The 26,100-nt window shown below is 71.6% G+C and carries 24 protein-coding genes and 1 tRNA gene; 16 read left to right on the top strand and 9 right to left on the bottom strand.

The features are described 5' to 3' along the window. Positions 1–2: 2 nt before the first annotated feature. From QJ852_00180 to QJ852_00235, 12 genes are all read left to right on the top strand, one after another. Positions 3–1,022, top strand: coding sequence for an ABC transporter ATP-binding protein (locus tag QJ852_00180; GenBank protein WGX96863.1), 1,020 nt, complete (start codon positions 3–5; stop codon positions 1,020–1,022). Beyond that, positions 1,019–2,023 (top strand): ABC transporter ATP-binding protein, encoded by a 1,005-nt coding sequence (locus QJ852_00185; GenBank protein WGX96864.1) that lies wholly within the window; start codon positions 1,019–1,021, stop codon positions 2,021–2,023. The genes QJ852_00180 and QJ852_00185 overlap by 4 nt, the downstream gene beginning before the upstream one ends. Before the next feature lie 13 nt (positions 2,024–2,036). Beyond that, positions 2,037–4,037, top strand: a complete 2,001-nt coding sequence (locus tag QJ852_00190; protein WGX96865.1) for an FAD-dependent oxidoreductase — start codon at positions 2,037–2,039, stop codon at positions 4,035–4,037. Positions 4,038–4,050: 13 nt separating this feature from the next. Next, positions 4,051–4,506 (top strand): carboxymuconolactone decarboxylase family protein, encoded by a 456-nt coding sequence (locus QJ852_00195; protein WGX96866.1) that lies wholly within the window; start codon positions 4,051–4,053, stop codon positions 4,504–4,506. After that, positions 4,506–5,237: a DUF2848 family protein gene (locus QJ852_00200; protein WGX96867.1), complete on the top strand. Its 732-nt coding sequence runs from the start codon at positions 4,506–4,508 to the stop codon at positions 5,235–5,237. Before QJ852_00195 ends, QJ852_00200 begins: the two co-directional genes overlap by 1 nt. 8 nt (positions 5,238–5,245) lie before the next feature. Then, on the top strand, positions 5,246–6,001 hold the full coding sequence (locus QJ852_00205; protein WGX96868.1) for a hypothetical protein: 756 nt from the start codon (positions 5,246–5,248) through the stop codon (positions 5,999–6,001). Then, entirely contained in the window at positions 5,998–6,840 is an 843-nt protein-coding gene (locus QJ852_00210; protein ID WGX96869.1) for an alpha/beta fold hydrolase, read from the top strand. Before QJ852_00205 ends, QJ852_00210 begins: the two co-directional genes overlap by 4 nt. A 109-nt stretch (positions 6,841–6,949) precedes the next feature. Continuing rightward, the gene (locus QJ852_00215) at positions 6,950–8,149 is read left to right on the top strand and encodes a CoA transferase (GenBank protein WGX96870.1); all 1,200 of its coding nucleotides are present in this window, start codon (positions 6,950–6,952) and stop codon (positions 8,147–8,149) included. A gap of 68 nt (positions 8,150–8,217) precedes the next feature. Beyond that, positions 8,218–9,060, top strand: a complete 843-nt coding sequence (locus QJ852_00220; GenBank protein WGX96871.1) for a cyclase family protein — start codon at positions 8,218–8,220, stop codon at positions 9,058–9,060. Then, on the top strand, positions 9,053–10,504 hold the full coding sequence (locus QJ852_00225) for an MmgE/PrpD family protein (GenBank protein ID WGX96872.1): 1,452 nt from the start codon (positions 9,053–9,055) through the stop codon (positions 10,502–10,504). The genes QJ852_00220 and QJ852_00225 overlap by 8 nt, the downstream gene beginning before the upstream one ends. A 43-nt stretch (positions 10,505–10,547) precedes the next feature. Further along, positions 10,548–12,008 (top strand): dihydroorotase family protein, encoded by a 1,461-nt coding sequence (locus QJ852_00230; GenBank protein WGX96873.1) that lies wholly within the window; start codon positions 10,548–10,550, stop codon positions 12,006–12,008. A 5-nt stretch (positions 12,009–12,013) separates the two neighbouring features. Next, complete coding sequence (locus tag QJ852_00235; GenBank protein ID WGX96874.1) at positions 12,014–12,874, top strand: CoA ester lyase; 861 nt, start codon at positions 12,014–12,016, stop codon at positions 12,872–12,874. Between the two features lie 70 nt (positions 12,875–12,944). On the opposite strand, the gene QJ852_00240 is transcribed toward QJ852_00235, so the two are convergent. Then, complete coding sequence (locus QJ852_00240) at positions 12,945–13,286, bottom strand: hypothetical protein (protein ID WGX96875.1); 342 nt, start codon at positions 13,284–13,286, stop codon at positions 12,945–12,947. Between the two features lie 160 nt (positions 13,287–13,446). Between QJ852_00240 and QJ852_00245 the strand changes: the two genes are divergently transcribed. Beyond that, positions 13,447–13,956: a peptidylprolyl isomerase gene (locus QJ852_00245; GenBank protein ID WGX96876.1), complete on the top strand. Its 510-nt coding sequence runs from the start codon at positions 13,447–13,449 to the stop codon at positions 13,954–13,956. A 12-nt stretch (positions 13,957–13,968) separates the two neighbouring features. Further along, complete coding sequence (locus QJ852_00250; GenBank protein ID WGX96877.1) at positions 13,969–14,889, top strand: rhomboid family intramembrane serine protease; 921 nt, start codon at positions 13,969–13,971, stop codon at positions 14,887–14,889. 371 nt (positions 14,890–15,260) lie between these two features. Here the strand turns inward: QJ852_00250 and QJ852_00255 are convergent, their stop codons facing one another. Continuing rightward, positions 15,261–15,767: a cell division protein CrgA gene (locus tag QJ852_00255; protein ID WGX96878.1), complete on the bottom strand. Its 507-nt coding sequence runs from the start codon at positions 15,765–15,767 to the stop codon at positions 15,261–15,263. Positions 15,768–15,916: 149 nt separating this feature from the next. Here QJ852_00255 and QJ852_00260 point away from each other — a divergent pair, with 149 nt between their 5' ends. Then, positions 15,917–16,651, top strand: coding sequence for a DUF881 domain-containing protein (locus QJ852_00260; GenBank protein ID WGX96879.1), 735 nt, complete (start codon positions 15,917–15,919; stop codon positions 16,649–16,651). Positions 16,652–16,689: 38 nt separating this feature from the next. Here QJ852_00260 and pknB read toward each other — a convergent pair whose 3' ends face one another. The 7 genes from pknB to QJ852_00295 all read right to left on the bottom strand — a co-directional run bounded on the left by pknB (position 16,690) and on the right by QJ852_00295 (position 25,832). Further along, complete coding sequence (gene pknB / locus QJ852_00265; GenBank protein ID WGX99514.1) at positions 16,690–18,537, bottom strand: Stk1 family PASTA domain-containing Ser/Thr kinase; 1,848 nt, start codon at positions 18,535–18,537, stop codon at positions 16,690–16,692. A gap of 83 nt (positions 18,538–18,620) precedes the next feature. Beyond that, positions 18,621–20,195: a serine/threonine-protein kinase gene (locus QJ852_00270; GenBank protein WGX96880.1), complete on the bottom strand. Its 1,575-nt coding sequence runs from the start codon at positions 20,193–20,195 to the stop codon at positions 18,621–18,623. Beyond that, a complete protein-coding gene (locus QJ852_00275; GenBank protein WGX96881.1) occupies positions 20,192–21,724 on the bottom strand; it encodes a penicillin-binding protein 2 in 1,533 nt (510 codons plus the stop codon). The genes QJ852_00270 and QJ852_00275 overlap by 4 nt, the downstream gene beginning before the upstream one ends. 8 nt (positions 21,725–21,732) lie before the next feature. Next, on the bottom strand, positions 21,733–23,127 hold the full coding sequence (locus QJ852_00280) for an FtsW/RodA/SpoVE family cell cycle protein (GenBank protein WGX96882.1): 1,395 nt from the start codon (positions 23,125–23,127) through the stop codon (positions 21,733–21,735). Between the two features lie 16 nt (positions 23,128–23,143). Beyond that, a complete protein-coding gene (locus QJ852_00285) occupies positions 23,144–24,610 on the bottom strand; it encodes a protein phosphatase 2C domain-containing protein (protein ID WGX96883.1) in 1,467 nt (488 codons plus the stop codon). Next, positions 24,611–25,075 carry an FHA domain-containing protein gene (locus tag QJ852_00290; protein ID WGX96884.1) on the bottom strand — a complete coding sequence of 155 codons (465 nt, stop codon included), beginning with the start codon at positions 25,073–25,075 and terminating at the stop codon, positions 24,611–24,613. After that, positions 25,068–25,832 carry a DUF3662 and FHA domain-containing protein gene (locus QJ852_00295; protein ID WGX96885.1) on the bottom strand — a complete coding sequence of 255 codons (765 nt, stop codon included), beginning with the start codon at positions 25,830–25,832 and terminating at the stop codon, positions 25,068–25,070. The genes QJ852_00290 and QJ852_00295 overlap by 8 nt, the downstream gene beginning before the upstream one ends. Before the next feature lie 161 nt (positions 25,833–25,993). On the opposite strand from QJ852_00295, the gene QJ852_00300 reads away from it, so the two are divergent. Next, positions 25,994–26,077: transfer RNA gene (locus QJ852_00300), tRNA-Leu, on the top strand. The last annotated feature ends 23 nt before the right edge of the window (positions 26,078–26,100 follow it).

Genomic DNA, 26,100 nt, shown 5'->3' on the forward strand with positions numbered 1-26,100 from the left:
TCGTGGCCCTTCTCTCCATCAAGGATCTCCGGGTCCACATCGACACCCCCAACGGGACGGCTCACGCCCTCAACGGCGTGAGCATCGAGGTCGGAGAGCACGAGATCGTCGGGCTCATCGGCGAGACGGGCGCGGGCAAGTCGCTGACCGCCTGGTCGGTGCTGGGACTCCTCGGTCCGCGCGCCCGCGTCGTCGACGGCGCTGCGGCGTTCGAGGGCGTGGACCTGCTCACCATGCCCGAGCGTCGTCGCCGGCGTATCCGCGGCAAGGACTTGGCCGTCATCGTGCAGAACCCGCGTGGCGCCCTCGACCCGCTGCGCTCGGTGGGCCGCCAGATCGCCATGACCAACCGCCGCCACCGCGGGACCGGCCGGGCGATGGCCAAGCAGAACGCGATCCAGGCCCTTCGCGACGTCGGGATCTCCGACCCCGCGCGCCGGGCCAAGGCCTTCGCCCACCAACTCAGCGGCGGCATGGCGCAGCGCGTGCTGATCGCGCTCGCCATGATCAACGAGCCCAAGCTGATCATCGCCGACGAGCCCACCACCGGCCTCGACCTGACGGTGCAGGCGCAGATCCTCGACCTGCTGCGGGCCCGGGTCGATGCCACCGGCTCGGCGGTCCTCCTGATCACCCACGACCTCGGCGTCGTGGCGAACTACTGCGACCGGGTCGCGGTGATGTTCGCCGGGCGGATCGTGGAGGAGGGCACCGTCGACCAGATCTTCGGCAACCCGCGCCACCCCTACACCCGGGCTCTGGTGGCCGCCAGCCGCGAAACGCTCGACGAGGAGACCTCCGACGAGGCCGATCGCTCCGAGCCGCCGAACCTGGTCGACCTCCCCACCGGCTGTCACTTCCGGCCGCGCTGCCCGTTCGCCGTGGACGCGTGCGCGACGCCGGTGCCGCTGGTGGACGTGGGTGGCGGGCACCGCGCGCTGTGCCACTTCCCCGAGCAGCTTCGCCAGCAGCAGCGTCACGACCTCGACCGCGCGGAGGTCGTCGAAGGAGTAGGTCCATGAGCGAGCACATCGAGGCGCGGGGCGTCGTCAAGACCTTCTCCGTTCGGGGGTCGCGTTCCCTCGTCAAGGCGGTCAACGGCGTCGACGTCGTCATCCCCCGTGGGAAGACACTCGGCCTGGTCGGGGAGAGCGGCTCGGGCAAGAGCACCGTCGGTCGCTGCCTGCTGCGTCTGTTGGAGCCCACCGCTGGCACGATCCGCCACGGCGAGGAGGACATCCTCGCGATGAGGCCCGAAGCGCTGCGCCGTCACCGGGCGCGGGCCGCGATGGTCTTCCAGGACCCCTACGAGTCGCTCAATCCGCGGATGCGCATCCGATCGCTCGTCGAGGAGCCGCTGATGCTGCACACCGACCTCGGTGCCTCCGGCCGACGGCGCCGGGCGGGCGAGCTGATGAGAATGGTTCGCCTCGAGGAGTTCCACCTCGACCGCTACCCTCACGAGCTCAGCGGCGGCCAACTGCAGCGCATCGGCATCGCTCGCGCGTTGGCGACCGAGCCGGAGTTCCTGGTCCTCGACGAGCCCACGTCCTCGCTCGACCTCAGCGTCCGCGCCGGCGTGCTCCGGTTGCTCAAGCGACTGCAGCGTGAGCATCAGATCACGTTCCTCTTCATCTCCCACGACCTCGCGACCGTGGCCGCGATGTCCGACGAAGTGGCCGTGATGTATCTCGGCACGGTGATCGAGCGGGGCCCGGCCGCCGAGGTCCTCGGCAACCCCCAGCACCCGTACTCCCAGGCGCTCCTGTCCGCCGCCTTGTCGGTCGACCCGGCCGAGCGACGTACCCGCCACGTCCTGGAGGGCGAGACGCCGAGTCCGGTCGACATCCCGTCGGGTTGTCCGCTGGCTCCGCGGTGCCCGCTGCAGCGCGACGACTGCCGGAGCGCCGTACCCCCGCTGCACGAGATCGGTCCCGGGCACGGCGCGGCCTGCGTCCGCGTCCCCGAAGGCACCAACCGACTCCCGGCCACCGCGCCGGCGCTCACCGTCACTGCTAGTTGAGGAGCACCACCTGATGGCCCACCCCTACGCCCATCTGTTCGAGCCGATCCAGATCGGGCCGAAGGTCGCCAAGAACCGCTTGTGGATGACCGCCCACAGCACCCAGCTCGTGAAGGACCACAACTTCACCGACCGGCACGTCGCGTACTACGCCGAGCGCGCCAAGGGGGGCGTCGGCGTCATCACGATGGAGGCGATGGCGACCCACCCGACCACCCAGCCGTACGCGGGCAAGATCCATGCCTTCGACCCGGCGGTCATCCCCAACTACAAGTTGCTCAGCGCCGCAGTCCATGAGCACGGCGCCCTGCTGCTCGCGCAACCGTGGCACCGCGGCCGCGAGACCAACGGCGTCGTGAATCGGCTGCCCGTATGGGCTCCCTCGGCCATCCCCGACACCGTCTACCGCGAGATGCCGCACGCGATGGACGAGGAGAACATCAACGAGATCCTCGAGGGCTACACCCTGGCCGCCCGCTACGCCGCCGAGGGCGGCCTCGACGGGGTCGAGGTGCACGGCCTGGCCCACGGCTACCTGCTCGGGCAGTTCCTCTCGCCGGCGACGAACCACCGGACCGATCAGTATGGCGGCTCGGACGAGAACCGACTGCGGATCGTGCTCGACATCATCGAGCGGACTCGTCGCGAGGTCGGCGCCGACCTGATCGTCGGCGTGCGGATCAATGGCGACGACGGCGAGGTCGAGGGCGGCCTGCGGACCGAGCACTGGGCGAAGATCGCGCGCTCGATCGCCGACACCGGTCTGATCGACTACATCTCGGTCACCCAGGGCACCTACCAGAACCGGATGCTGATCTACCCCACGACTCCGCGCGAGCAGGGCTACCAGATCGAGGCCACGCGACAGATCAAGCAGATGGTCCCCGAGCTGCCCGTCGTGGTGGCCGGCCGGATGACGTCGCCGGAGAAGGCGGAGTACGCCATCGCCAGCGGCGCCAGCGACATGGTCGGCATGGCCCGAACGCTGATCGCCGACCCCGAGTGGCCCAACAAGGCCCGTGAGCAGCGCGAGACCGACATCCGCCCGTGTGTGGGCGCCAACCACTGCATGGCCTCGATCGTGAGTGCTCCACTGGCCTGCATCCACAATCCGGCCGTCGGCCGGGAGGCGGAGCTGGGCACCGGCACCCTGGCGATCACCGACCGGCCGAAGTCCGTTGCCGTCGTCGGTGGTGGCCCGGGCGGCATGCGCGCCGCGCTGACGTTGGCCCAGCGGGGCCACGAGGTGACGCTGTTCGAGAAGGGCACCGAGCTGGGTGGCCAGGTCAACTGGATCGCCCGCTCGGAGAGCTACAGCGAGTGGGGCAGCATCGCCGGCTGGCTCATCAGCCAGCTCGGCACCACCAACGTCAAGATCGAACTGGGTGTCGAGGCCACGGTCGAGTCCCTGACGAAGGGCGGCTTCGACTCCGTCGTCGTCGCGACCGGGTCCACTCCGCTGCGGACCGGCTGGAGCGTGAACCACCCGGCGCGGTGGGCGAACCCCGAGGGCCTTCCGGGCGTCGACCAGTTCAACGTGGTCACCGCGCAGGAGGCGCTGCAGAACCACGCCGAGCTGGGCCCGAACGTGATGGTCTTCGATGACATCGGCGGCCGTCAGGCTGTCGTGGTCGCCGAGCACCTGCAGGCCAACCGGCACCAGGTCGAGCTGGTCACGACGCTCAGCTCGATCGCGCCCGAGCTCTCGGCGACCCGCGACGTGGGCTGGGTGCACCAGCGGCTGCGGAGGGCGGGTGTGGTCTTCACTCCCCACCGCGAGGTCGACTCCATCGACGAGGACCGGGTCGGCCTGCGCGACGTCCACACCGGTGAGATCGAGGTCCGCGAGCCGGTCGACTCCGTCGTGCTGGTGACCGGCAGCAGGGCCGAGGACGCCCTGTTCCACGGCCTGAAGCAGGTCGGTGCGGAGGTGCGCGCGATCGGGGACTGCGTGTCCCCGCGACGAGTGTTCAACGCCATCTGGGAAGCCGAGCTGGCTGCCCGCGAGATCTGAGGAGAGAAGACCCATGTCCAAGGTGACCTACGAGTGGAAGTACGACACGTCCGGCAAGGAAGCGCTCGATGAGGTGCGCGCCCGGCGCGGCTTCACGCTTCCCGTGCACGAGGTCATGGCCTCCGTCGACCCGGAGATCCTGCGCGCCTACAACGCGCTGGCCGGCAACCTGATCTTCGGCCCTGAGCCGCGCCATCTCGACCTGAAGACCCGGTTCCTGGTGCTCGTCGGCATCACGACCGCGGTCAAGGGCGACCGAGAGGGCGTGGAGTGGGCGTCGCGGAACGCGATGAAGTACGGCGCCAGCGAGCAGGAGGTCCTCGAGGCGATCCTGCTCTCGGGGCTCCCCGGCGGCATGCCCACCGTGGAGGCAGCCACCATCGCCTTCGCCGAGATGCTGCAGGGCAAGGGCTGGGTCGAGCAGGGCAGCGCCGACGAGCCCGCGACGGCTGCCGAGGCTGACGCCTGATGCCCTTCTCGTTCGACGCCGAGATCCTGTCGACCGACGGGACGGCGACGCCACGGCGGTTCCCGGTGGACCGGATGTACAACATGGGATCCGCGACCCGTGACGCCCAGGTCGCGGTCCACCACCAGAAGGAGGTCGCGGACGCGGGCGTCAAGATCGCCTTCGACATCCCGGCCCCGCGGATCTACCCGATCACCCCGCAGGCCCTGACGACGGGGAGCAGCATCGAGGTCCACGGCACCCGCACCTCGGGTGAGGTGGAGATCGTCCTGGTCGTGACCGGGGACGAGGTCCTGGTGGGCGTCGGATCCGACCACACCGACCGCGATCTCGAGCGGGTCAGCATCGTCTACAGCAAGCAGACCTGCCCGAACATCCTGGCGCCCCGGCTGTGGCGGCTCTCGGAGATCGCCGACCACTGGGACCAGTGCATCCTCGAGTCGTGGGTCGACGGCCGGCTCTACCAGCAGACCCCGACGGGGACCTTCCTGTCGCCGGAGGACCTGCTGAAGGTCCTGCGGGAGCGCGCCAACCCGCCCGAGACCGACTTCGTGCTGTACGCCGGCACGATCGTCGCGCTCGACGGGAGGCTCGACTACGGCCAGGAGTGGTCGTTCCGTCTGTACGACCCCGTGCTGGACCGGGAGATCACCCATACCTACCGGCTCGAGCAGCTGATGGCGGAGATGGTCGACGGCTACCGCGTGCCGCTCACGGTCGAGGCCGGGTGAGCTGAGGCATGTACGGGAGCAGGGCACGCATCGGTCTGATCGTCCCCTCGACGAACTCTGTCGTCGAGCCCGAGCTCACCAGCCACGCACCGGACGGTGTGGTGTTCTACGCCACCCGCGTCCCGGTCGCGGAGGTCGCCACCGAGGCCGAGAAGGTCGCGAGCATCGTGGCGATGCGTGACCGGCTCCCGGCGGCCGCGGCCGAGCTGGGTTCGCTCGGCCCGGCCGCGGTGGGCTATGCCTGCACGTCCGGCAGCTTCCTCGAAGGACGCGACGTGGATGCCGACACCTGCGCCGCGCTGTGCGCGGCGAGCGGCGTGCCGTCGTACACGACGTCGACGGCGATGGTCTCCGCGCTGCGCGCCCTCGGGGTGCGCCGTCTGGCGGTGGTCACGCCCTACATCGCGCCGGTGGCCGGGGGCGCGGTCGACTACCTCGAGCAGAACGGCATCGAGGTGGTCGGCCGGGCCGACCTCGGACTGCTGAGCAACCTGGACAAGGGGCGCCTGCCGGTGTCCGCGGCCGAGGAGCTGGTTCGCCGGGTCGACCTCTCGACCGCCGAGGCGGTCATGATCAGCTGCACGAACTGGCGCACGCTCGACCGCCTGACCGCGCTCGAGCGGGATGTCGGCGTGCCGGTCGTCTCCAGCAACCTCGCCACGCTCTGGGCAGGCATGCGACTGGCCGGCGTCGCCGAGGGCGGACCAGACGTGCGGCTGATGGGTATGCCCGGCGACGAGCTCCGCAACCGGCTCGGGTCATGAGCGGTGCGGACGGCCCCCTCGTCGGGCACCACGTGGTGCGGGCGGGGGGCAGTACGGTGCACGTGCGGGCCGTGGCGGCGACTTGCGAGAACGCGCAGCAGCCACCGTTGGTTCTGGTGCACCAGTCGCCGCTGTCCTCGCGGAGGTTCGAGCCGCTGCTGGCCGAGCTGGCGTCGTGGACCTCGGCGCTGGCGCCCGACACGCCCGGCTACGGGGACTCTCCCCGCCTGGCCGACGAGACCTCGGTCGAGGACCTGGCGGCGACACTGTGGGGAGCCGTCGACGAGTGCGCGCCGGGCGCCGTACGTCTCCTCGGCCGCGCGACCGGCGCGGTCCTCGCCGCGCAGATGGCGGCGTCGCGACCGCAGCGGGTCCAGCACCTGGTGCTGCACGGCGTGCCCCTGTACACCCCGCAGGAGGCCGCGTCGCGGCTGCGCGACTTCGCGCCGCCCTACGTCCCCGACGACGACGGGTCCCACCTGGGCTGGATCTGGCGGCGGCTGCGGGCGGAGTATCCCTGGGCGCCGCCCGCCCTGGTGACGTCCTTCGTCGCCGACTACCTGGCCGCCGGCCCGGACTTCGCCACGGCGTACCGCGCGATGTGGCGCTTCGACCTCGATACGGCACTGCGCCGCATCGAGGAGGGCGGCATCCGCACCACGCTCATCGCCGGTGGCCGAGATCGCATCGGCTTCATGCACGAGCGTGCCCGGGCCCGGATCACCTGGGCCGACGAGCACGTGCTGCCCGAGGCGACCGACTTCGTCGCCGAGCAGGACCCCGCCGGCTTCGCCCGGTTGCTGGGCGAGGTGTTCGCCACACGCGGGGCGAGTCGTTGACGGCGCCGAGCGCGCCGACGTACGCTCGTCATCCCACTAGCGGAACGCTGTTCGCGTCAGCGGAACAACTGCGAGCGGCGAGTGAACTCGCCGGAGAAGGAGAGACCCGATGCAGCACGGACCCCTGACCGGGATGCGCGTGATCGACGCGTCGACGATCCTGGCCGGCCCACTGTGCTGCCAGATCCTCGGCGACTTCGGCGCAGAGGTGATCAAGGTCGAGCACCCGACGGCCGGTGACAGCATGCGCGGCCACGGTGAGTCGAAGGACGGGATCGCACTGTGGTGGAAGGAGATCTCGCGCAACAAGCGCACGGTGGGACTCAGCCTGTCCGATCCCGACGGCGCTGCCGCTTTCCGGGCGCTGGCGAAGACGGCCGACGTCATCGTCGAGAACTTCCGCCCGGGCACGCTCGAGCGCTGGGGGCTCGCGCCGGAGGTGCTGCGTGAGGAGAACCCCGGTCTCGTGGTCCTGCGGATCACCGGCTTCGGCCAGACCGGGCCCTACGCCTCACGTGCCGGCTTCGGCACCCTCGCCGAGGCGATGAGCGGCTTCGCCCACCTCACCGGGCAGCCCGATGGTCCGCCGACCCTCCCCGCGTTCGGTCTGGCCGACAGCATCTGCGGCATCGCCGGCTCCTCCGCGGTCTCGATGGCGCTGCTGGCCCGCGAGCACAACGGCGGCCGCGGTCAGGACATCGACGCCAACCTGCTGCTTCCGATCATGACTGCGGTAGGCCCCGGGGCGACGTACTTCCAGCAGAACGGCACGATCGGCCAGCGGTACGGCAATCGGTCGACCAACAATGCGCCGCGCAACACCTACCGGACCGCCGACGGCTCCTGGGTCGCGATCTCCACCAGCGCCCAGCGGATCGCCGAGCGCGTCCTGGAGCTCGTGGGCCATCCTGAGCTCATCTCCGAGCCGTGGTTCGCCTCCGGCCACACCCGCGCCCAGCACGCCGACCTGCTCGACGGGTACGTCGGCGAGTGGATCGCGAAGCGCACCCGGGACGAGGTGGTCGCGGAGTTCACCGCCGCGGGCGCCGCCGTCGCGCCCGTGTACGACGCTCGCGACCTCGCCGAGGACGAGCACGTGCGTTGCACCGGCATGCTCCACACGGTGCCCGACGAGGACCTGGGCGACGTGCTCATGCATGACGTGATGTGGCGAATGTCGGGGACACCGGGAGCGATCCGGTTCACCGGCCGTCCGCTCGGAGCCGACACCGACGCCATCCTCGTCGGCGAGCTGGGGCTGGGCGCCGACCATGTCGCCGACCTGCGCCGACGCAGCGTCGTCAGCTGACCGCCACCGACACCCCGCCGCCGCACCCCCCGCGACCCATTCCACGAGAAGACGAAGGACAACACCACGTGACGACCGCGAGTCCATCCCGCGCCCCCGCGCCGCTGCTGGCGGCCCTGAGCGACGGGGTCGAGGTCTTCGACCTCGGCCGGCAGTACTCGGTCGGCATGCCGCAGTCGCCGAACCACCCGGCGTACTGGCACGCCCTGCCCCGCCGCCACGGTGACATGGTGCGCAGCGACGGCGGGTCGGCCGCCAACGACATGATCAGCATGGGCACCCACGTCGGCACCCACATCGACGCCCTCGCCCACGTGTCCCACGAGGGCAGGCTCTACGGCGACCTCCGGGTGGACGACGCCCTCATGGGCGGCCGCTACGCCGAGCTCGGCGCGCACACGATCGCCCCGATGGTCTGCCGGGGCGTCCTGCTCGACGTTCCCGCCGCCCTCGGCATCCCGCAGGGATGCGAGGCCGGCTACGAGATCACCCGGGCCGACCTCGAGGCCACCGTGGAGAAGCAGGGCACCCGCCCCGCGGAGGGGGACGTCGTCCTCATCCGCAGCGGCTGGGGCCGGCTGTTCGCCGAGGGCGCCCCGTACGTCGGCGGTGAGTCGGGTGTCCCCGGCGTCGGGGAGGACGGGGCGCGCTGGATCGCCGAGCACGACGTCCGCGCGGCCGGCGCCGACACCATCGCCTTCGAACGGCTCGCGCCAGGTGCCGGCCATGCCGTGCTGCCCGCGCATCGCGTCCTCCTGGTCGAGAACGGCGTCTACATCGTCGAGGCGATGGACCTCGAGGCTCTGGCCGCGGCCGGCCACCACGAGTTCCTCTTCGTGCTCTCCCCGCTGGCGCTGTACGGCGCCACCGGCTCCCCCGTGCGCCCGCTGGCGGTGGTCTCCCGTGGGTGAGCTGAGCACGCAGAGCGCCGCCGAGCGGACCCTCGCACAGCGGGTGGGCCGCTTCGCCGCGACCGCCGCCCGCGACGGCGTGCCCGAGGACGTCGCCCGCAGCGTCGTGCAGCGTGTCGTCGACGTGCTCGGCCTGTGCGTCGCCGCGCGATCGCTGCCCACCAGCGAGGCCGCGATCAGCCACGCCGTCGACGCCGGCGGCGCCGAGCGCGCCACCGCCGTCGGGGTCGGCCGCCGGCTCCCCGCCCCGGCGGCCGCCTTCGTCAACGGCGTCCTGGCCCACTCGCTCGACTACGACGACACCCACCTGCCGTCCGTCCTCCATCCCAGCGCCAACGTGGTCCCGGCCGCGCTGGCCGCTGCCGAGGACGCAGGAGCCTCGGGCGAGGAGGTCGTCCGGGCAGTGGCGGTCGGACTGGAGGTCGCCGTACGCCTCGGCATGGCCGGATACGACGAGAAGCTCGGCAACTCCGTCTTCTTCGAGCACGGCCAGCACGCGACGTCGATCTGCGGTGCGATGGGCGCTGCCGTCGCGTCGGCCCTGGTGCTCGGTCTGGACGAGGAGGGCGTCGTGCACGCCCTCGGACTGGCGGCGTCCCGCGCCTCCGGCATCCTCGAGGCCAACCGCACCGGTGGCACCGTCAAGCGGCTGCACTGTGGCTGGGCGGCGGAGTCGGGCGTGAGCGCTGCGCAGCTGGTGCGCCGCGGATTCACCGGGCCGCCGTCGGTGCTCGAGGGCCGCTTCGGCTTCTTCGAGTCTTGGCTGCACGGCTCGCGGATCGACTACGACGCCGTCAGCGCCGATCTCGGCACGAGCTGGTCGGTGCCGGGCATCTTCTTCAAGCCGTACCCGGCCAACCACTTCACCCACGCCGCGGTGGATGCCGGCATCGAGCTGCGCGAGCGCGGCGTGCGGCCCGCGGACGTCGTCCGGTTGCAGCTGGGCGTTCCCGGTGCGGCCCTGCGCACGATCGGCCAGCCGATCGAGGTCAAGCGCGCCCCCGAGACGGGCTACCAGGCCCAGTTCAGCGGACCGTACGCCCTCGTGGCGGGCCTGCTCGGCGGGGGTGGACTCGGGGTCGCGCTCGACGACTACACCGATGAGCTCGCGACAGACCCGCGGCGTCGGACGCTGATGGCGAAGGTCGACGTCGTGACCGATCCCGACTGTGACGACATCTTCCCCCACCAGTTCCCGGCCAAGGTGGTCGCCGAGCTCACGGGAGGACGCACCGAGGAGGTGGCGATCCTCGCCAACCGCGGCGGCCCGCAACGCCCGCTCAGCGACGAGGAACTGGCGGTGAAGTTCCGCGAGAACGCGTCCGGTGAGCTCGCCGCCCCGGTGGTCGCCGAGATCGAGGCGCGCCTGCGCGAGCTGCGCTCGCTGTCCTCGGTGAACGACCTCATGAGCCTGTTCGTCCCCACCCCGGCAGCCCGCGCCTGAGCGCGACGGCACCGAACACCCACGATAGGAAGGCGATCACCCGATGGATCTGCTGATCAAGAACGTCCGCGCCGTCACCCCCGACCGAGCCGAGCCCCTCGTCGCCGACATCGCCGTCACCGGTGGCCGGATCGTCGAGATCGGCCCGGACCTCACGCCGGGCGACGACACCCGCGTGGTCGACGGCGGCGGCCGTCTGGCCTTCCCCGGCGTGGTCGACGCCCACCAGCACTGGGGCATCTACAACCCCCTGGCCACGGACGCCGCGATCGAGAGCCGTGCCTGCGCCCAGGGCGGTGTCACGACCGGCATCACGTACATGCGGACCGGGCAGTACTACCTCAACAAGGGCGGCGAGTACGCCGACTTCTTCCCCGAGGTCCTCTCGACCACGGAGGGCAAGGCGTACGTCGACTACGCCTTCCACCTCGCGCCGATGATGAGCCGGCACATCGAGGAGATCCCCGACCTCGTCGGCGAGCACGGCGTGACGTCGTTCAAGGTCTTCATGTTCTACGGCAGCCACGGACTGCACGGCCGGTCGGCGGACCAGAACTCCTTCCTCATGATCCCCGAGGGTGAGCGCTACGACTATGCGCACTTCGAGTTCGTCATGCGCGGCGTTCAGAAGGCGCGCGAGCAGTTCCCCGACATCGCCGACGAGATCTCGCTGTCCCTGCACTGCGAGACGGCCGAGATCATGGCGGCGTACACCAAGCTGGTCGAGGACGCCGGCGAGCTGACGGGGCTGGAGGCCTATCACGCCAGCCGCCCGCCGCACTCGGAGGGGCTCGCCATCAGCATCGCGTCGTACCTCGCGCACGAGACCGGCCTGCCGACGATCAACCTGCTGCACCTGACCTCCCGGAAGGCCGTCGACGCTGCCCTGCGGATGGCTCAGGCGTTCCCGCACATCAACTTCCGCCGCGAGGTCACCGTCGGACATCTGCTCGCCGACATCCACACCGCCAGCGGGCTGGGCGCGAAGGTCAACCCGCCGATCCGTCCGCGCGAGGACGTCGAGGCGCTCTGGGAGTACCTCATCGACGGCAAGATCGACTGGGTCGTCTCGGACCACGCCTGCTGCAAGGACGAGATGAAGTTCGGCGACGATCGCGACGACGTGTTCGTCGCCAAGTCGGGCTTCGGCGGCGCGGAGTATCTGCTGGCCGGCATGGTCACCGAGGGCACCAAGCGGGGTGTCCCGCTCGGCCGCATCGCCGAGCTGATCTCGAAGAACCCCGCCGAGCGCTTCGGTCTGCGCACCAAGGGTGCCCTCGCTGTCGGGTACGACGCGGACATCGCGCTGGTCGACGACAACCGCCCGTGGACGGTGCGGGCCGAGAGCTCCGAGTCGGCGCAGGAGTACACCCCGTTCGAGGGCTTCGACATGACCGCGAAGGTCACCGACACCTTCCTGCGCGGCCAGCAGGTGTTCGGCGACGATGCCGTCCTCGGCGAGCCGACCGGCCAGTATCTCGCGCGTCCCGTCGTCCGGGGCTGACCCTGATGCTCACCCCGCTGGCGCCGGCCCGCAGCTACCTCTACGTGCCTGGCGACCGCCCCGATCGCTTCGCCAAGGCAGCGTCCAGCGGTGCTGATGCCGTTGTCCTCGACCTCGAGGACGGAGTCGGCCCGGCGGGGAAGGACGCGGCCCACGAGGCGGTGGCGGCGCACCCCAGGACCTCGGGTCCGCAGTGGTGGGTCCGTCTCGACCCGGCCCGCCTCGAGGACGGTGCTCGAGCGGCGGTCCAGGAGGGCACGGCCGGGGTCTTCGTGCCCTCCGCCGAGCCGGAGCTGCTGGCACGCGTCGACCAGCTCCTCACGAGGGTCGAGGCCGAGCGCGGGGTGCGGGCGCTTGCCGTCATCGGGTTGGTGGAGACGGCCCGAGGCGTCGCCGAGGTCCGTTCGCTCGCCGCCGCGCCCCGTGTGCACCGGCTCGGGATCGGCGAGGCCGACCTCGCTGCCGAGCTGGGCATGCGACCCGACCCGGAGCGGCACGAGCTGTGGGCCATCCGCAGCGACGTCGTCGTCGCGAGCGCGTTGGCGCGCATCGCCGCGCCGGTCGGTCCGGTCCAGGTCGACCTCTCCGGCCTCGAAGCCCTCGCGTCCTCGACCGCCCTGCTGGTGCGCCAGGGCTTCGCCGCGCGCACCCTCATCCATCCCAGCCAGGTGTCGATCGTGCACCGGGCCTTGGCGCCGACCGAGCCCGAGCTCATCGACGCCCGCGCCGTGGTGGCGGCGTTCGAGAACGCGCAGGGTGCTGGCACAGGGGTGGCAGTGGATGCCGGCGGGCGGCTGGTCGACCTGGCGGTCGTACGGTCGGCGCGGGCGGTCCTCGCCCGTGCCGCACTCGACCGCCAAGTTTGATCGGCCGCCGCCGAGGTGGACGGGGGCCCCGCCCCCCTGTGCTCGCCCGGAGCGGACGAGCCCGGGCCGGCTAGTGCTGCGGCTCCTCCGGGAGCGGGTCGGTCAGCGGGTCGGGCGTGGAGTCGGGCGTCGGCGGCGGGGGGACCTGGTCCGGCGCCGGATCCGCCAGGTCCGCGGGCTCGTCGATCGGCTCGGGTGCGTTGTCGACGAGCAGCTCGTCCGGCGCCGGCGCCGGGGGCGCGGGGGGTGCGGGCGGCTCCGGCGACTCCGGAGGCAGGGGCGGCGTGGGCGGGTTGGGCGCGGACTGCCACAGCGACGCCTCGTCGGCGCCGCCGGCCTGCAGCCGCTTCGCCACCGCCGACACGAGCGCACCCAGCGCCCCGAGGACCACCAGCTTCTTCAGCTTTCCCATCCCGAGCCTCCTCCGCCGTACGGCGATCCGTCGGCCCGGTCGGACCGACAGGTCCATCCCACCACGTCGTCCCCGGCAGGTACACCCGTCGTACCTGTGGTGCCTCAGTAGGATCGAGTTCGTTCCGCACCACATCCCCACCAGCTGGAGAGGCACTTCCATGGCAGAGCCGCAGGCCGTCCTGAAGACCAACAAGGGCGACATCACGCTCAACCTGTTCCCGAACCACGCGCCGGAGACGGTCGCCAACTTCACCGGCCTCGCCACGGGCGAGAAGGCCTACGACGCCGGCAACGGTGCGACCGGCAAGTTCTACGACGGTCTCACCTTCCACCGGGTCATCCCCGGCTTCATGATCCAGGGCGGCTGCCCGCTCGGCACCGGCACCGGCGGACCGGGCTACACCTTCAAGGACGAGCCGCACCCCGAGCTGGTCTTCGACAAGCCCTACCTGCTCGCCATGGCCAACGCCGGCCCGGGCACCAACGGCTCGCAGTTCTTCATCACCGTCGGCGCGACCACCTGGCTGAACTTCAAGCACACCATCTTCGGCGAGGTCGCCGACCAGGCCGGCCGCGACGTCGTCGACGCCATCGCCGCCGTCCAGACCGGCCCGATGGACCGCCCGGTGGAGCCGGTCGTCATCGAGTCCGTCGAGATCGTCGGCTGACCTCTCGCGTCCATGAGCACCCCTCCGGTCGGAGTGCCGACCTGCTACCGGCACTCCGACCGTGAGACCTGGATCCGCTGCCAGCGCTGCGAGCGGCCGATCTGTCCCGACTGCATGCGGGAGGCCTCCGTCGGCTTCCAGTGCCCCGACTGCGTGGCCGAGGGCCGCGCGTCGATGCGGCAGGCCAAGACGGCGTACGGCGGCCAGATCTCCACGAACCCCGGCGTGGTCTCGATCGCGCTGATCGGCATCAACGTCGTCGTCTGGATCGCGATCATGGCGTCCGGCCGCTACGGCAGTCGGCTCTACGACCTCTTCGCCCTCGCCGCCCGCGGGTCGTGCCGCGAGAGCAACGGCTCCTGGTACCCGTTCATGGACCGGGCGTCCTGCGAGACCGGCACCACCGCGCACTGGGCGATGGGGGTCAGCGACGGCGCCGTCTGGCAGCTGCTGACCTCGATGTTCACCCATGTCGCGCCCTGGCATCTCGGGTTCAACATGCTCGCGCTGTGGGTGCTCGGGCCCCAGCTGGAGGCGCTGCTGGGCCGCGCCCGCTATCTCGCGCTCTACCTGCTCTCCGGGCTCGCCGGCTCCGTCGCCGTCTACTGGCTCTCCGGTGAGCAGACCACCACCGTCGGCGCCTCCGGTGCCGTGTTCGGGCTGATGGGCGCGCTCGTCGTGGTCGGCCTCAAGGTCGGCGGCAACGTGCAGAGCCTGCTGGTGTGGATCGGCATCAACGTCGTCCTCACCTTCTCCCTCTCGAACGTCTCCTGGCAGGGCCACTTCGGGGGTCTGGTCGGTGGCGCCGCCATCGCCGCGGTCCTCGTCTTCGCGCCCAAGGATCGGCGTACGGCGGTTCAGGTCGGCGGGCTCTGCGCCATCGGTGCTGTGCTGGTGGTCGCCACGGTCCTGCGCACCCTCGTCCTCGCCTGAGCCGCTTGTAACTAAGGGTTACAGCACGAAATCCGGTGCCATAGCGCCCGGGTAGGTGTCCTAACACCAAGGTAGTCGCGCCGGGTGGCTGCTCGGCGGCCTCGCGCATCGCCCGAGCATCTACCCGGGCGTTAGGACACCTACCCGGGCGTTGTTGCACCCCAGAACCGCACGTAACCCTTAGTTACAAGCGGCGGCGGGGGCTTTTCCCCAGGGTTGTCCACCGCTGTGGATGAATGACACTCGTGTAGTTCTCCCCAGCTGTGGAGATCCCTGGGGAAATCGAGAGGGGCGGAAAACGAAGCACCGCGCCGGGGATCCCCGAGGGGGATCCGGCCGGCGCGGTGGGACGACTCGCGGAGGGTGGCGGGCTACTCCCAGCGGGTGGCGAAGGCGAAGCCGACGGCCATGAACGCGATGCCGACGAACAGGTTCTTCTGTCCGAGGTCGCTCATGATCGGGATGTTCTTGGGGTCGTCGCCGGTCAGGAAGATGTAGAAGATGCAGATCCAGATCAGGCCGATGATGAAGCAGGCCAGCATCCCGACCACGACGCCGCGACCGCGGCCGAGCGGGGTCTTCGGGTGGGCCGAGACCATCAGGCCGAGAAAGAACGCGATGAACCCGATCAGGTAGTTCTTGCCCTCGAGGTCGGCGAGGAAGGACGGGCCGCCGGGCTGGCGGACCTTGCCGTCGGAGCCGATGCTGCCGAAGCCGTCGGTCGGCCGGATGCCGAAGTAGTAGTACAGGATCCAGGCGATGCCGCCGAGGACGAGGACCAGCGCGATGGCGAACCGGACGCTCAGGACGGGGCCACGATCCGGGTCGCCGAAGACCTCGCGCTCCTTGCGCTTCGACAGGCGGGACGACTTCGCCACGGGTGGCTCCTCGATCGGGTTCAGGTGCCGAGCGTGCCCGGCTGGGCCCGTTCGACGTGGTGGTGGACACTGTCAGTATGACGGGTGCCCATGCCGGAGGTACGACAGGTCGCAAACCCGAGGTGGCCCGGCGCTCCCTCGGATGGCGGGTGGGCACCCCTGTCGTCGTCCTGCTGAGCGGTGCGCTGCTCGCCGTCTCGGCCACCAACAGCGAGGGTTCCGACCTCCGTCCGGGCCGCTACACCGATCTGTCCGGGCTGGTCGAGGGCGAGGCCGCGGACTACCGGAAGGTGGAGAACCGCTACCAGGACCTCTCCGACCAGGTCGACCGGCTGACCGGCGCGGTCAGCGACAAGGGGGTCCGCGACGCGCGGCGTGAGATCGCCAAGCTGCGCGACCCGGCGGGGATGACGCCGCGCACCGGCCCCGGGCTCCAGATCACGCTCGCCGACGCTCCCGAGGAGCTGCTCGACGAGGCGGTCGAGCGCAACAAGGGCCTCGACCCCGAGCAGCGGCTCAACCTCAACCGGTTCGTCGTCCACCAGCAGGACATCCAGGCGCTGGTCAACGCGCTGTGGCGCGGCGGCGCGACCGCGGTGACGATCGCCGGCCAGCGGGTGATCTCGACGACCGGCATCCGGTGCAAGGGCCCGGTGGTCCAGCTCCAGGGCGAGCCCTTCCCGCAGCCGTACGTCATCGAGGCGGTCGGCGACCAGAGCGAGATGTACGCCGCGGTCGCCTCCGACCCGATCGTCGCCGGCTACCGCAAGGACGCCGACAACCCGCTCATCGAGATGGGCTGGTCGCTCGACTTCGAGAGCCGCGTCGAGGCACCGGCGTACGACGGCGTGGTCGATCTGCAGTACGCCCGGCCGCTGCGCTGACCGGCCGGCGCTGACCGGCCGCGCTGACCGGCCGGCGCTCAGGCGTCGTGCCCGTCGGACCCCGAGTCCGGACCACCCGGCCACACCTCGCGGCCGAGCGGGTTGAGCGGGTCGGTGCCGTTGGCGACCTCCTGGCCGTCGCTGACCCCGTCGCCGTCGGTGTCGGGATTGTTGGGGTCGGTGCCGCGGGCGGTCTCGTCGTCGTCGGGCAGGCCGTCGCCGTCGGTGTCGGTGGGCGGCGGCGCCGGCTCGTAGGTCGAGATGAAGATGACGACATTGGACCCGGCGGCGAGGGTTCCCTCGCCCGGGATCTGCTCGGTGACCCGGCCCTTCTTCTGGCTCGCGTCGTCGGGCGAGGCGCTGCGGACCACCGGTACGAACCCGGCGTCCTTGATCGCCCGCTCGGCGTCGGCCTGCTTCATGCCGACGACGCTGGGGACGGTCTCGGGACCGTCGGACACGCACAGCTCGACGGTCGCCTCGCGGTCGACCATGGTGTTGCCGGGCGGGTTCTGCTCGACGACCGTGCCCTTGTCGTCGTCGGTGTCGCACTCCCGCTCGGTGATATTGCGCCGGGTGATCCCGGCCCCGACGAGGGTGTCGATCGCCTCCTTGCGCTTGAGCTCGACGACCGAGGGCAGCGAGAACTGGCCCGGGCCCAGCGAGACCACCAGGTTGACCTTCGACTCCGGCGCCACGTAGTCGTCCCCGTCGGGATCCTGGTCGATGACGCTCCCGGAGGGGATCTCGTCGTCATTGCGCACGGTGACGGTGCCGACCTCGAGGCCGGCGTCGCCGATCGCGTTGCGGGCGTCGTCCTCGCTCATCCGGATCACGTTGGGCACCCGTACGGGCGGTGGGGTGTCGTCGAAGAGCCGGGGCCACACGATGTACGCGGTCGCGATGATCGCGGCGATGAGCAGGCCGAGCACCACCCACAGCCCGACCCGGCTGCGCCGGTCGTCGTCCCGGCTCGGCGGCAGCGGCGGGCGTACGGCGGTGCTGCCGTGGTCGCCGTGGTCGGTCGGCGCGGGCGGTCGCGGCGTGACGACGGACGTCTCGTTCGTGACCGGCGGGATCACCGCCTGCACCGGGCGGCCGGCGAGATAGCGCTCGATGTCGGCACGCATCTGCGCGGCCGACTGGTAGCGGTCCTCGACCCGCTTGGCGAGCGCCTTCATCACGATGGCGTCGACCTCGGGGGTGAGGTCGTCCTCGTGCCGCGACGGGGGGACGGCGGGCTCGCGGACGTGCTGGTAGGCGACGGCCACCGGCGAGTCGCCGACGAACGGCGGACGCCCGGTCAGCAGCTCGTAGAGCAGGCAGCCCGCGGAGTAGACGTCGGAGCGGGAGTCGACGGTCTCGCCGCGCGCCTGCTCGGGCGAGAGGTACTGGGCGGTGCCGACCACGGCCGCGGTCTGGGTCATCGACGACTGGGCGTCGCTCATCGCGCGGGCGATGCCGAAGTCCATCACCTTCACGTCGCCGGACGGGGTCAGCATGACGTTGCCGGGCTTGATGTCGCGGTGGATGATCCCCGCGCGGTGGCTGTAGTCGAGCGCCGACAGCACGCCGCTGGTGATCTCCAGCGCGCGCTCGGGCAGGATCTTGCGACCCTCGCGCAGGATGTCGCGCAGGGTCCGCCCGGCGACGTACTCCATGACGATGTAGGGGACGACCTCGGTGCTGCCGTCGAGGTGGGTGGTGCGCTCCTCACCGGTGTCGTAGACCGCGACGATCGCCGGGTGGTTGAGCGAGGCGGAGGACTGGGCCTCGCGGCGGAAGCGGGCCTGGAAGGTCGCGTCGCTGGCCAGGTCGCTGCGCAGCCGCTTGACGGCGACGACCCGGCCGAGCCGGGTGTCCGTGCCCTTGCGGACCTCGGCCATGCCGCCGCGGCCGAGGAGCTCGGCGAGCTCGTAGCGCCCGCCGACGACGGGCCGGGTCGCCCCGGGATCGTGCGGAGGAGTGGTCACTGGGCACCCCCGGTGAGGTCGGTGGGAGCGGTGGGCAGGGTGATCGGGTCGGTCGGTGTCGTCGGCTGGGTGGGCGGCGTGGTCGGCTCCGCCGGCTCGGCTCCCCAGTAGTAGACGACGATCGCGTCGCCGACGGTCAGCGTGCCGTTGCGGGAGAACCGGGACACGGTGCCCTCGGCGCAGCTGCCGTCGTTGGTCCGGGAGTCCTGCTCCCAGGTGACCTTGAGGCCGTCGGCTTTGAGGTCGTCGACGGCGCGCCGGTAGTTGCTGAAGCAGGTGTACTGCTCCTGGTCCACCTCGACCGTCTTCGGCGCCTCCGTGGTCGGCTCCGCCGGCTCGCTGGTCGGCTCGGTGGGCTCGGTGTCCTCCGTGGTCGTCTCGGTCGTCGGCGTCGACCGGGTGGCCTCCGTGTCGATCGGGTCGTCATCGCCGCCGCCGAGCAGCAGGAACGCCGCGACCACGGCGATCGCGACCACCACCAGGACGGCGATCGCGATCGGCCAGGGCGAGGTGCGCTCGTCGTCCTCGCCACCCCCGTCGCCCCCGTCGCGCCGGCGCGACGGATCGTCACCGGCGTACGCCGACGGGCTGTCCAGGCGGCGCATCGGCTCGGGCGTCGCGGTGCCGGACGTGGCCGGCACGGGGACCGGCACCGGCGGCACGACCCCGGTCAGCACCCGGGTCTGGCCGTCGTCCGGCTCGTCGGGCCCGGTCACGGCGGCGACCTCGGGCGAGCGCAGCGCCTCGGCGAAGGCCGCGCCGTCGGCGTACCGCTCGGCGGGGTCCTTGGCGAGCGCGCGCCGGACCACCGCGGCCAGCGGCCCGGGGACGCTCGGCGGCAGCTGCGGCACCGGCTGCTGGAGGTGGGCCAGCGCGGTGGCGACCGGCGTCTCGGCCTCGAACGGGCGGCGCCCGGCCAGGCACTCGAAGGCGACGACACCCAGGGAGTAGACGTCGGAGGCGGGCGTGGAGGGGTTGCCGCGGGCCTGCTCGGGGCTGAGGTACTGCGGCGTGCCCATCACCGAGCCGGTGCGGGTGAGCGCGACCGAGTCGAGGGCGCGGGCGATGCCGAAGTCGGTGATCTTGACCGTGCGGTCGGAGGTGACCAGCAGGTTGGCCGGCTTCACGTCGCGGTGCACGATGCCGGCCCGGTGGGCGACACCGAGCGCGTCGGCGGCCTGGGCCATCAGGTCCTGCACGACGCCGGTGTCGAGGGTGCGTCCGCTGGCGCGGGCGTTGGAGAGCAGTGTGGACAGCGGCTGCCCGTCGACCAGCTCCATGACGAGGTACGGCGGCAGGTCGGCGCCGACGGTGTCCTCGGGGCCCGCGCCGTAGTCGTAGACCCCGGCGATCCCGGGGTGGTGCAGGGCGGCTGCGCTGCGCGCCTCGCCCTCGAAGCGGCTGCGGAACATCGGGTCGTCGGCGTACTCGGGCTTGAGGACCTTCACCGCGACGGGCCGGTTCAACCGAGTGTCGGTGCCGCGCCACACCACCCCCATGCCGCCGGTGGCGATCATGGAGTCGAGGCGATAGCGACCGGCCCGGTCGGCGTACCTGCTCTGCTCGGTCACTTCTCCAACACCGCTTCCATCACTGCCTTCGCGATCGGACCACCGAGCTGGCCGCCCGCGATCTCGTTGCACGCCCGGTCGGGCGCCTCTTCGATCATGACCGCCACGGCCACCTCGGCGTCCTCCGCGGGCGCGAACGAGACGAACCAGGCGTACGGCGGCTTCCCGCCGGCGCTGCACAGGGAGTCGCCGCGCTGCGCGGTGCCGGTCTTGCCGGCCACGCGCACGTTGGGGATCGCGGCGGGCGACGCCGTCCCGTTGTCGACCGTGGCCTCGAGGAGCTGGGTGAGCTCGCCGGCCGTCGCGGCCGACACCGCGCTCTCGTTGAGGGTCTCCGGCTCGGTGGTGCGCAGCACGTTGAACCCGGCGGTCTGCACCTTCTCGACCAGGTAGGGGCGCATCAGCTTGCCCTGGTTGGCGATCGCGGCGGTGACCATCGCCATCTGCAGCGGTGTGGACTGCACGGCGTTCTGGCCGATGCCGGTCTGCGCCGTCTCGGCGAGGCTCAGCTCGCGGGTGCCGCCGCCCTCGCCGTCGGGCACGTCGACGCCGGTCGGGTAGACCGACTGGACCTGGCCCTGCAGGTCGAGCAGCGAGGTGCTGTTGAAGCCGAACGCCTCCGCCTGCTCGCGCATCTTCTCCGGGCCGACCTCGACCGCGAGCCGCGCGAAGGTGGTGTTGCAGGACCACTCCATCGCGGTCGCGAAGCTGATCTTCTCGGGGCTGCAGCGGCTCCGGCCGTCGTTGCCGATGTCGTGGGTGGTGCCCGGCGGCTGGTACGACGCGCCCGCGGGGACGTCGTCGCCCGCGTGGTACTTGCCGTCCTCGATCGCCGCGGCCGCGGTCACCAGCTTGAAGGTCGAGCCCGGGAACAGCCGGGTCCGCAGCGCCCGGTTGAGCAACGGCTCGCGCTCGTCGGCGTCGAGCGCCTGGTAGGCCTCCGACGCCTTCGCGGAGTCGTGGGTGGCGAGCTCGTTGGGGTCGTACGACGGGTAGGAGGCCATCGCGAGCACCCGGCCGGTCTTCGGCTGGATCGCCACGACCGAGCCCTCGCCGCGCGGGCCCAGGGTGTCGCGCAGCCCCTCGAAGGCGGCCTTCTGCGCGGCGGCGTCCAGGGTGAGCACGACATTGCCGCCCTGCGCGGTCTCGCCCTTGAGCAGGTCGACCAGCCGGGTGACGAACAGCTGCGGGTCCTCGCCGGTGAGCACGGCGTTCTGGCTGCGCTCGATGCCGGTCTGGCTGCCGAGCTGGAGGTAGCCGGTGACCGGCGCGAACATCCGGGCGCCCGACTCCGGGTAGACGCGGAGGTACTTGTAGCGGTCGTCGGACTTCTTGCTCTCCGCGACCGGCTGGTCGCCGACCAGGATCTGGCCGCGCTCGCGGCTGTAGGACGCCTCGGCGACGCGGGCGTTGCGGGGATCGGTGTTGTAGTCGTCGGACTTCCAGAACTGCACGTAGGTCACATTCGCCATCAGGGCGAGGAACAGGAACATGCAGAAGATCGAGACCGCGCGGATCGGCTTGTTCATCGCTCAGCTCACCGCCATTCCGGCATGACCTTGACGACCTGGGTGGCCTGGTCGTCGGGGTCCTCCGCCTCGTCGGCGGCCAGGTCGGGCAGCGGCCGGCGGGCCTGGTCGGAGATGCGCAGCAGGATGGCGATGATCACCCAGTTCGCGACGAGGGAGGAGCCGCCGTACGACAGGAACGGTGTGGTGAGACCGGTCAGCGGGATCAGTCGGGTGACGCCGCCGATCACGACGAAGACCTGGAGCGCGAAGACCGCGGCGAGACCGGTGGCCACCAGCTTGCCGAAGCCGTCGCGGGAGATCAGCGCCGCGCGCAGCGCCCGCTCCACGACCAGGCCGTAGAGCAGCAGCACCGCCATCACGGCGGTCAGGCCGAGCTCCTCGCCGATGGCGGCCAGGATGAAGTCGGACTCGACGTAGGGCACCCGCTGGGGCATGCCCTCGCCGAGGCCGCGGCCGACCAGGCCGCCCCAGGCGAAGCCGTAGAGCGCCTGCACCAGCTGGTAGCCGCTGCCGTCGGCGTCGGCGAACGGGTCGAGCCAGATGTCGACCCGGCTCTGCACGTGACTGAAGATCCGGAACGCGACCGCCGCGCCGCCGAAGAACAGCAGCGCGCCGACGACCAGCCAGCCCGGGCGCTCGGTCGCGACGTAGAGCATGACGAGGAAGAGGCCGAAGAACAGCAGGCTGGAGCCGAGGTCGCGCTGCAGCACGAGGATGCCGAGGCTGACGACCCACATCATCAGGATCGGACCGAGGTCGCGACCGCGCGGCAGGTCGACGAACACCACGCGCCGACCGGCCAGGGCGAGCGCGTCGCGGTGGACGACGAGGTAGCCGGCGAAGGTGATGACGAGCAGCACCTTCGCGATCTCTCCGGGCTGGAAGCTGAACGGGCCGAGCGCGATCCAGATCCGGGCGCCGTTGATCTGGGTGCCGAGCCCCGGGATCATCGGCAGGATCAGCAGCGCGATGGCGGTCAGGCCCGAGGTGTAGGTGAACCGGGCGAGCAGCCGGTGGTCGGGCAGCACGATCAGCGTCCCGACGAAGAGGACGACGCCGAGCGTCATCCAGGTCAGCTGCTGGCTGGCCAGGCCGGTGTCCTTGGCGAGGTCGATGCGGTGGATGATCGCCAGCCCCAGCCCGTTGAGGGCTGCCACGACGGGCAGCAGCACCGGATCGGCGTACGGCGCGACGATGCGCACCGCGATGTGCGCGGCGACGACGAGCAGGGTCAGCCAGCCGCCGTACCCGATCAGGTTCGTGGGCACCTCGCCGTCGACGCCGAGCCCGACGGCGGCGTAGGCGCCGATGCCGACGATCAGGGCGAGGACGAGCAGGAAGAGCTCCGCGCCCCGCCGGCGGCGGTGCACGAATCCCATCAGCGCGGAGTTGGTGGCCATGGCTGGTCGTCCGCCCTCAGGCGCCGCTCGGGGCGGTCACGGTCGGGGTGGCGCCCGTCGACGGGGCGAACGGCGAGGCGGGCTCGGAGGTGGGCGCGGTGGTCGGCTCCGTCGGCGTGGTGGGCGTCGCGTCGTCGCCGGACTGGCGGCCGTTGGCGCCGATCCGGGTGATCGCGTCGCGGGCGCGCTCGACGGTGCTGTAGATCATCGCGCCGTCGCGGACCTCCTCCTGGGTGGACTCCTGGAGGTCGGCGAGCGCGAGGTCGGAGATCTCGTAGACGTGGGACAGGCCGGGTACGTCGACGCCGCGGTAGATCACGACGTAGCCGTCCTGCTCGCCGACGTAGTACTTCTGCTGGCTCCACCAGTAGCCGGTGCCGACCGCGATCCAGGCGATGCCGAGCACGATCGCCGCTGCCAGCAGGCGCCGGGCCCAGGCGAACCGCGGCGGGGGCTGGGGCGCGTAGCGCAGCGCCTCGGGGTCGACGATCGGGTCCTCGGGGATGGCGTAGCCGACGCCGGCGGGGATCTCGGCGGTGATCGGCTCCAGCTCGCCGGTGTCGCCGGAGCGGTGCGCGCGGAACAGGGTGCGCGCCCGGCGCCGGCTCAGGTCCGCGGCCGCGCCGACCACCATCGGCTCGGCCGGCGTGCGGTCGGCGGGAGCAGCGGGGTCGGCGTCGACGACGTCGGCGACCACGCAGGTCACGTTGTCGGAGCTGCCGGCGTCGAGGCTCGCGCGGACCAGCTCGATCGAGGTGTACTCCGGCGTCCCGTCGACCAGCAGCGCCGTGATCCGGTCGTCCTCGAGGACGCCGCACGCGCCGTCGCTGCACAGGAACAGGCGGTCGCCCGGGACCAGCTCCAGCGCGAACAGGTCGGGCTCGACGTCGTGCAGCCCGTCGAGCGCCTTGAGGATCAGGTTGCGGTGCGGGTGGACCCGCGCCTCGGCCTCGGTGATCCGGCCCTCGTCGATGAGGCTCTGCACGAAGGTGTGGTCGTTGGTCAGCTGCGACAGCTCGCCGTCGCGCAGGAGGTAGGCGCGCGAGTCGCCGACGTGGCCGACCGCCAGCCGCCGGCCGTCGAAGAGGGCGACCGTCGCGGTCGTGCTGGTGCCGTTGAGGGCCGGGTCCTGGTCGACCTGGGCACCGATCGACACGTGCGCCTCGTGCAGGCCGTCGTTGACCCGGTCGATCACGTCGACCTGGCCCGGGGGCTCGTCGAGCCGGCGCAGCTCCCCGATCGCCGTACCGGAGGCGATGTCGCCGCGGGCCGCGCCGCCCACGCCGTCGCACACCGCGAGCAGCCAGGGGCCGGAGTAGCCCGAGTCCTGGTTGTCCTTGCGCACCCGGCCGACGTCGGAGACGGCGTACCCGTCGAGGCGGAGCGGGGGCCGTGCCGCCCGCAGCCGTACGTCGACGGTCTCGGGTGGGGTGTCGGGCTGCGGCTCGGGGGGCGGGGGTGGGGTGCTCGGGGCGTCGGTCATCTACTTCCTCAGCTCCACGATCGTCTTCCCGATGCGGATCTGCGAACCGAGGCCGACGGGGACCGGCTGGGTGAGCCGCTGGCTGCCGAGGTAGGTGCCGTTCGTGGAGCCGAGGTCCTCGACGTACCACTGGCCGCCGGACTCAACGATCCGGGCGTGGCGGGTGGAGACGTAGTCGTCGTCGAGACGGATGGCCGCGTCGTTGCCGCGCCCGATGAGGACCGGGGCCTGGGAGAGGTCGGCGACGATGCCGGTGTTGACGCCCTGGACGACCTCGACCCGGGTGGGCTGGCCGCGGCGCGGGCTCGCCGGCTTCGGGGCGCGGGGCTGCTTGCCGGGCGCGGCGGGTGCGGGCACCCGGGCACCGAACATGTCGGAGCGGATCACGGAGATCGCGGAGAGCACGAAGATCCACAGGATCGCGAGATAGGCGATCCGGACGAGGAACAGGGTCAGCTCAGACATCCGCCACCTGACTTGTCTCCTGGAGCAGTCGGAGCACGAGGGACGTGTGGCCGATCTGGACCCGGGAGCCGTCGCGCAGGGTCGCCCGCGCGACCTTCTGCCCGTCGACGCGGATGCCGTTGGTCGATCCCATGTCGTGCACCTCGACGTGGACGGGACCGGTGCCCGTCGTACCGGGCTGGGTGGTGATCAGGAACTCGGCGTGCCGCCGGCTCACCCCGGGGTCGTTGATCCGCAGGTCGGCCTCGCTGCCCCGGCCCACGACCAGTCCCGGTGCCTGCAGCGGGTGCTCGGTGCCGTTGACCTCGAGCACCGCGCGGGTGCGCTGGCTGCTGCGCCGGCCCTGGCCGGTGACCTCCGCCTCGGCGTGGCTGCGCACCCGGAACCGCCCGGTGCCCAGGTCGTCGGCCGCCTCGAACACGATCCGGATCGGGCCCGGGAAGACGTAGGACTGCAGCTCCGCATGCTCGGTCAGCTGCGTGGTCAGCTCGCTCGCGAGCGCCGAGTCGTACGGCGCCAGCCGCTCCAGGTCGCCGTCGGAGAGTTCCACGACGAAGCTGTTGGGCACCAGCCGCCGCTGCCGCGACAGGACCTGCGCCTGGTTGTCGAGCTCGCGCTGCAGCGCCGCCGCGACCTCCACCGGCTGGACGGCACTGCGGAAGGTGCGCGCGAAGACGCCGGAGATCGCCTGCTCCAGGCGTTGCTCGAACCGCTGCAGTCCGCCCACGTCGCTGCCCTCCTTCCGCACGCCTCGCACGCCGGACCCCTGCCCGACGATCCCCACGATCGTATCGGTGGCGCCCTGCCCGGACCGGGACCTTCGCTCCCCGCTCGCCTGCCTCCCGGCGAGGCGACCCTCCGGCCTACCCCCCGTTTTGGGCGAGCGCCGAGGCCTGGGATAACCTTGGCGGGCTTCACGCGCGAGTGGCGGAATAGGCAGACGCGCACGGTTCAGGTCCGTGTGTCCGAAAGGACGTGGGGGTTCAACTCCCCCCTCGCGCACGTGAGAAGCCCCAGGGATGACC

The sequence above is a fragment of the Nocardioides sp. L-11A genome (assembly GCA_029961745.1).
Classification (GTDB): domain Bacteria; phylum Actinomycetota; class Actinomycetes; order Propionibacteriales; family Nocardioidaceae; genus Nocardioides.

Excerpts from the sequence above, each read along its gene's own strand:
- QJ852_00280 (WGX96882.1), bottom strand. The coding sequence starts at position 23,127 with ATGGCCACCAACTCCGCGCTGATGGGATTCGTGCACCGCCGCCGGCGG.
- QJ852_00290 (WGX96884.1), bottom strand. The coding sequence starts at position 25,075 with ATGTCTGAGCTGACCCTGTTCCTCGTCCGGATCGCCTATCTCGCGATC.
- QJ852_00185 (WGX96864.1), top strand. The coding sequence starts at position 1,019 with ATGAGCGAGCACATCGAGGCGCGGGGCGTCGTCAAGACCTTCTCCGTT.
- QJ852_00245 (WGX96876.1), top strand. The coding sequence starts at position 13,447 with ATGGCAGAGCCGCAGGCCGTCCTGAAGACCAACAAGGGCGACATCACG.
- QJ852_00240 (WGX96875.1), bottom strand. The coding sequence starts at position 13,286 with ATGGGAAAGCTGAAGAAGCTGGTGGTCCTCGGGGCGCTGGGTGCGCTC.
- QJ852_00200 (WGX96867.1), top strand. The coding sequence starts at position 4,506 with ATGCCCTTCTCGTTCGACGCCGAGATCCTGTCGACCGACGGGACGGCG.
- QJ852_00210 (WGX96869.1), top strand. The coding sequence starts at position 5,998 with ATGAGCGGTGCGGACGGCCCCCTCGTCGGGCACCACGTGGTGCGGGCG.
- QJ852_00230 (WGX96873.1), top strand. The coding sequence starts at position 10,548 with ATGGATCTGCTGATCAAGAACGTCCGCGCCGTCACCCCCGACCGAGCC.
- QJ852_00205 (WGX96868.1), top strand. The coding sequence starts at position 5,246 with ATGTACGGGAGCAGGGCACGCATCGGTCTGATCGTCCCCTCGACGAAC.
- QJ852_00275 (WGX96881.1), bottom strand. The coding sequence starts at position 21,724 with ATGAACAAGCCGATCCGCGCGGTCTCGATCTTCTGCATGTTCCTGTTC.
- QJ852_00195 (WGX96866.1), top strand. The coding sequence starts at position 4,051 with ATGTCCAAGGTGACCTACGAGTGGAAGTACGACACGTCCGGCAAGGAA.
- QJ852_00190 (WGX96865.1), top strand. The coding sequence starts at position 2,037 with ATGGCCCACCCCTACGCCCATCTGTTCGAGCCGATCCAGATCGGGCCG.
- QJ852_00235 (WGX96874.1), top strand. The coding sequence starts at position 12,014 with ATGCTCACCCCGCTGGCGCCGGCCCGCAGCTACCTCTACGTGCCTGGC.
- pknB (WGX99514.1), bottom strand. The coding sequence starts at position 18,537 with ATGGCCGAGGTCCGCAAGGGCACGGACACCCGGCTCGGCCGGGTCGTC.
- QJ852_00250 (WGX96877.1), top strand. The coding sequence starts at position 13,969 with ATGAGCACCCCTCCGGTCGGAGTGCCGACCTGCTACCGGCACTCCGAC.
- QJ852_00285 (WGX96883.1), bottom strand. The coding sequence starts at position 24,610 with ATGACCGACGCCCCGAGCACCCCACCCCCGCCCCCCGAGCCGCAGCCC.
- QJ852_00215 (WGX96870.1), top strand. The coding sequence starts at position 6,950 with ATGCAGCACGGACCCCTGACCGGGATGCGCGTGATCGACGCGTCGACG.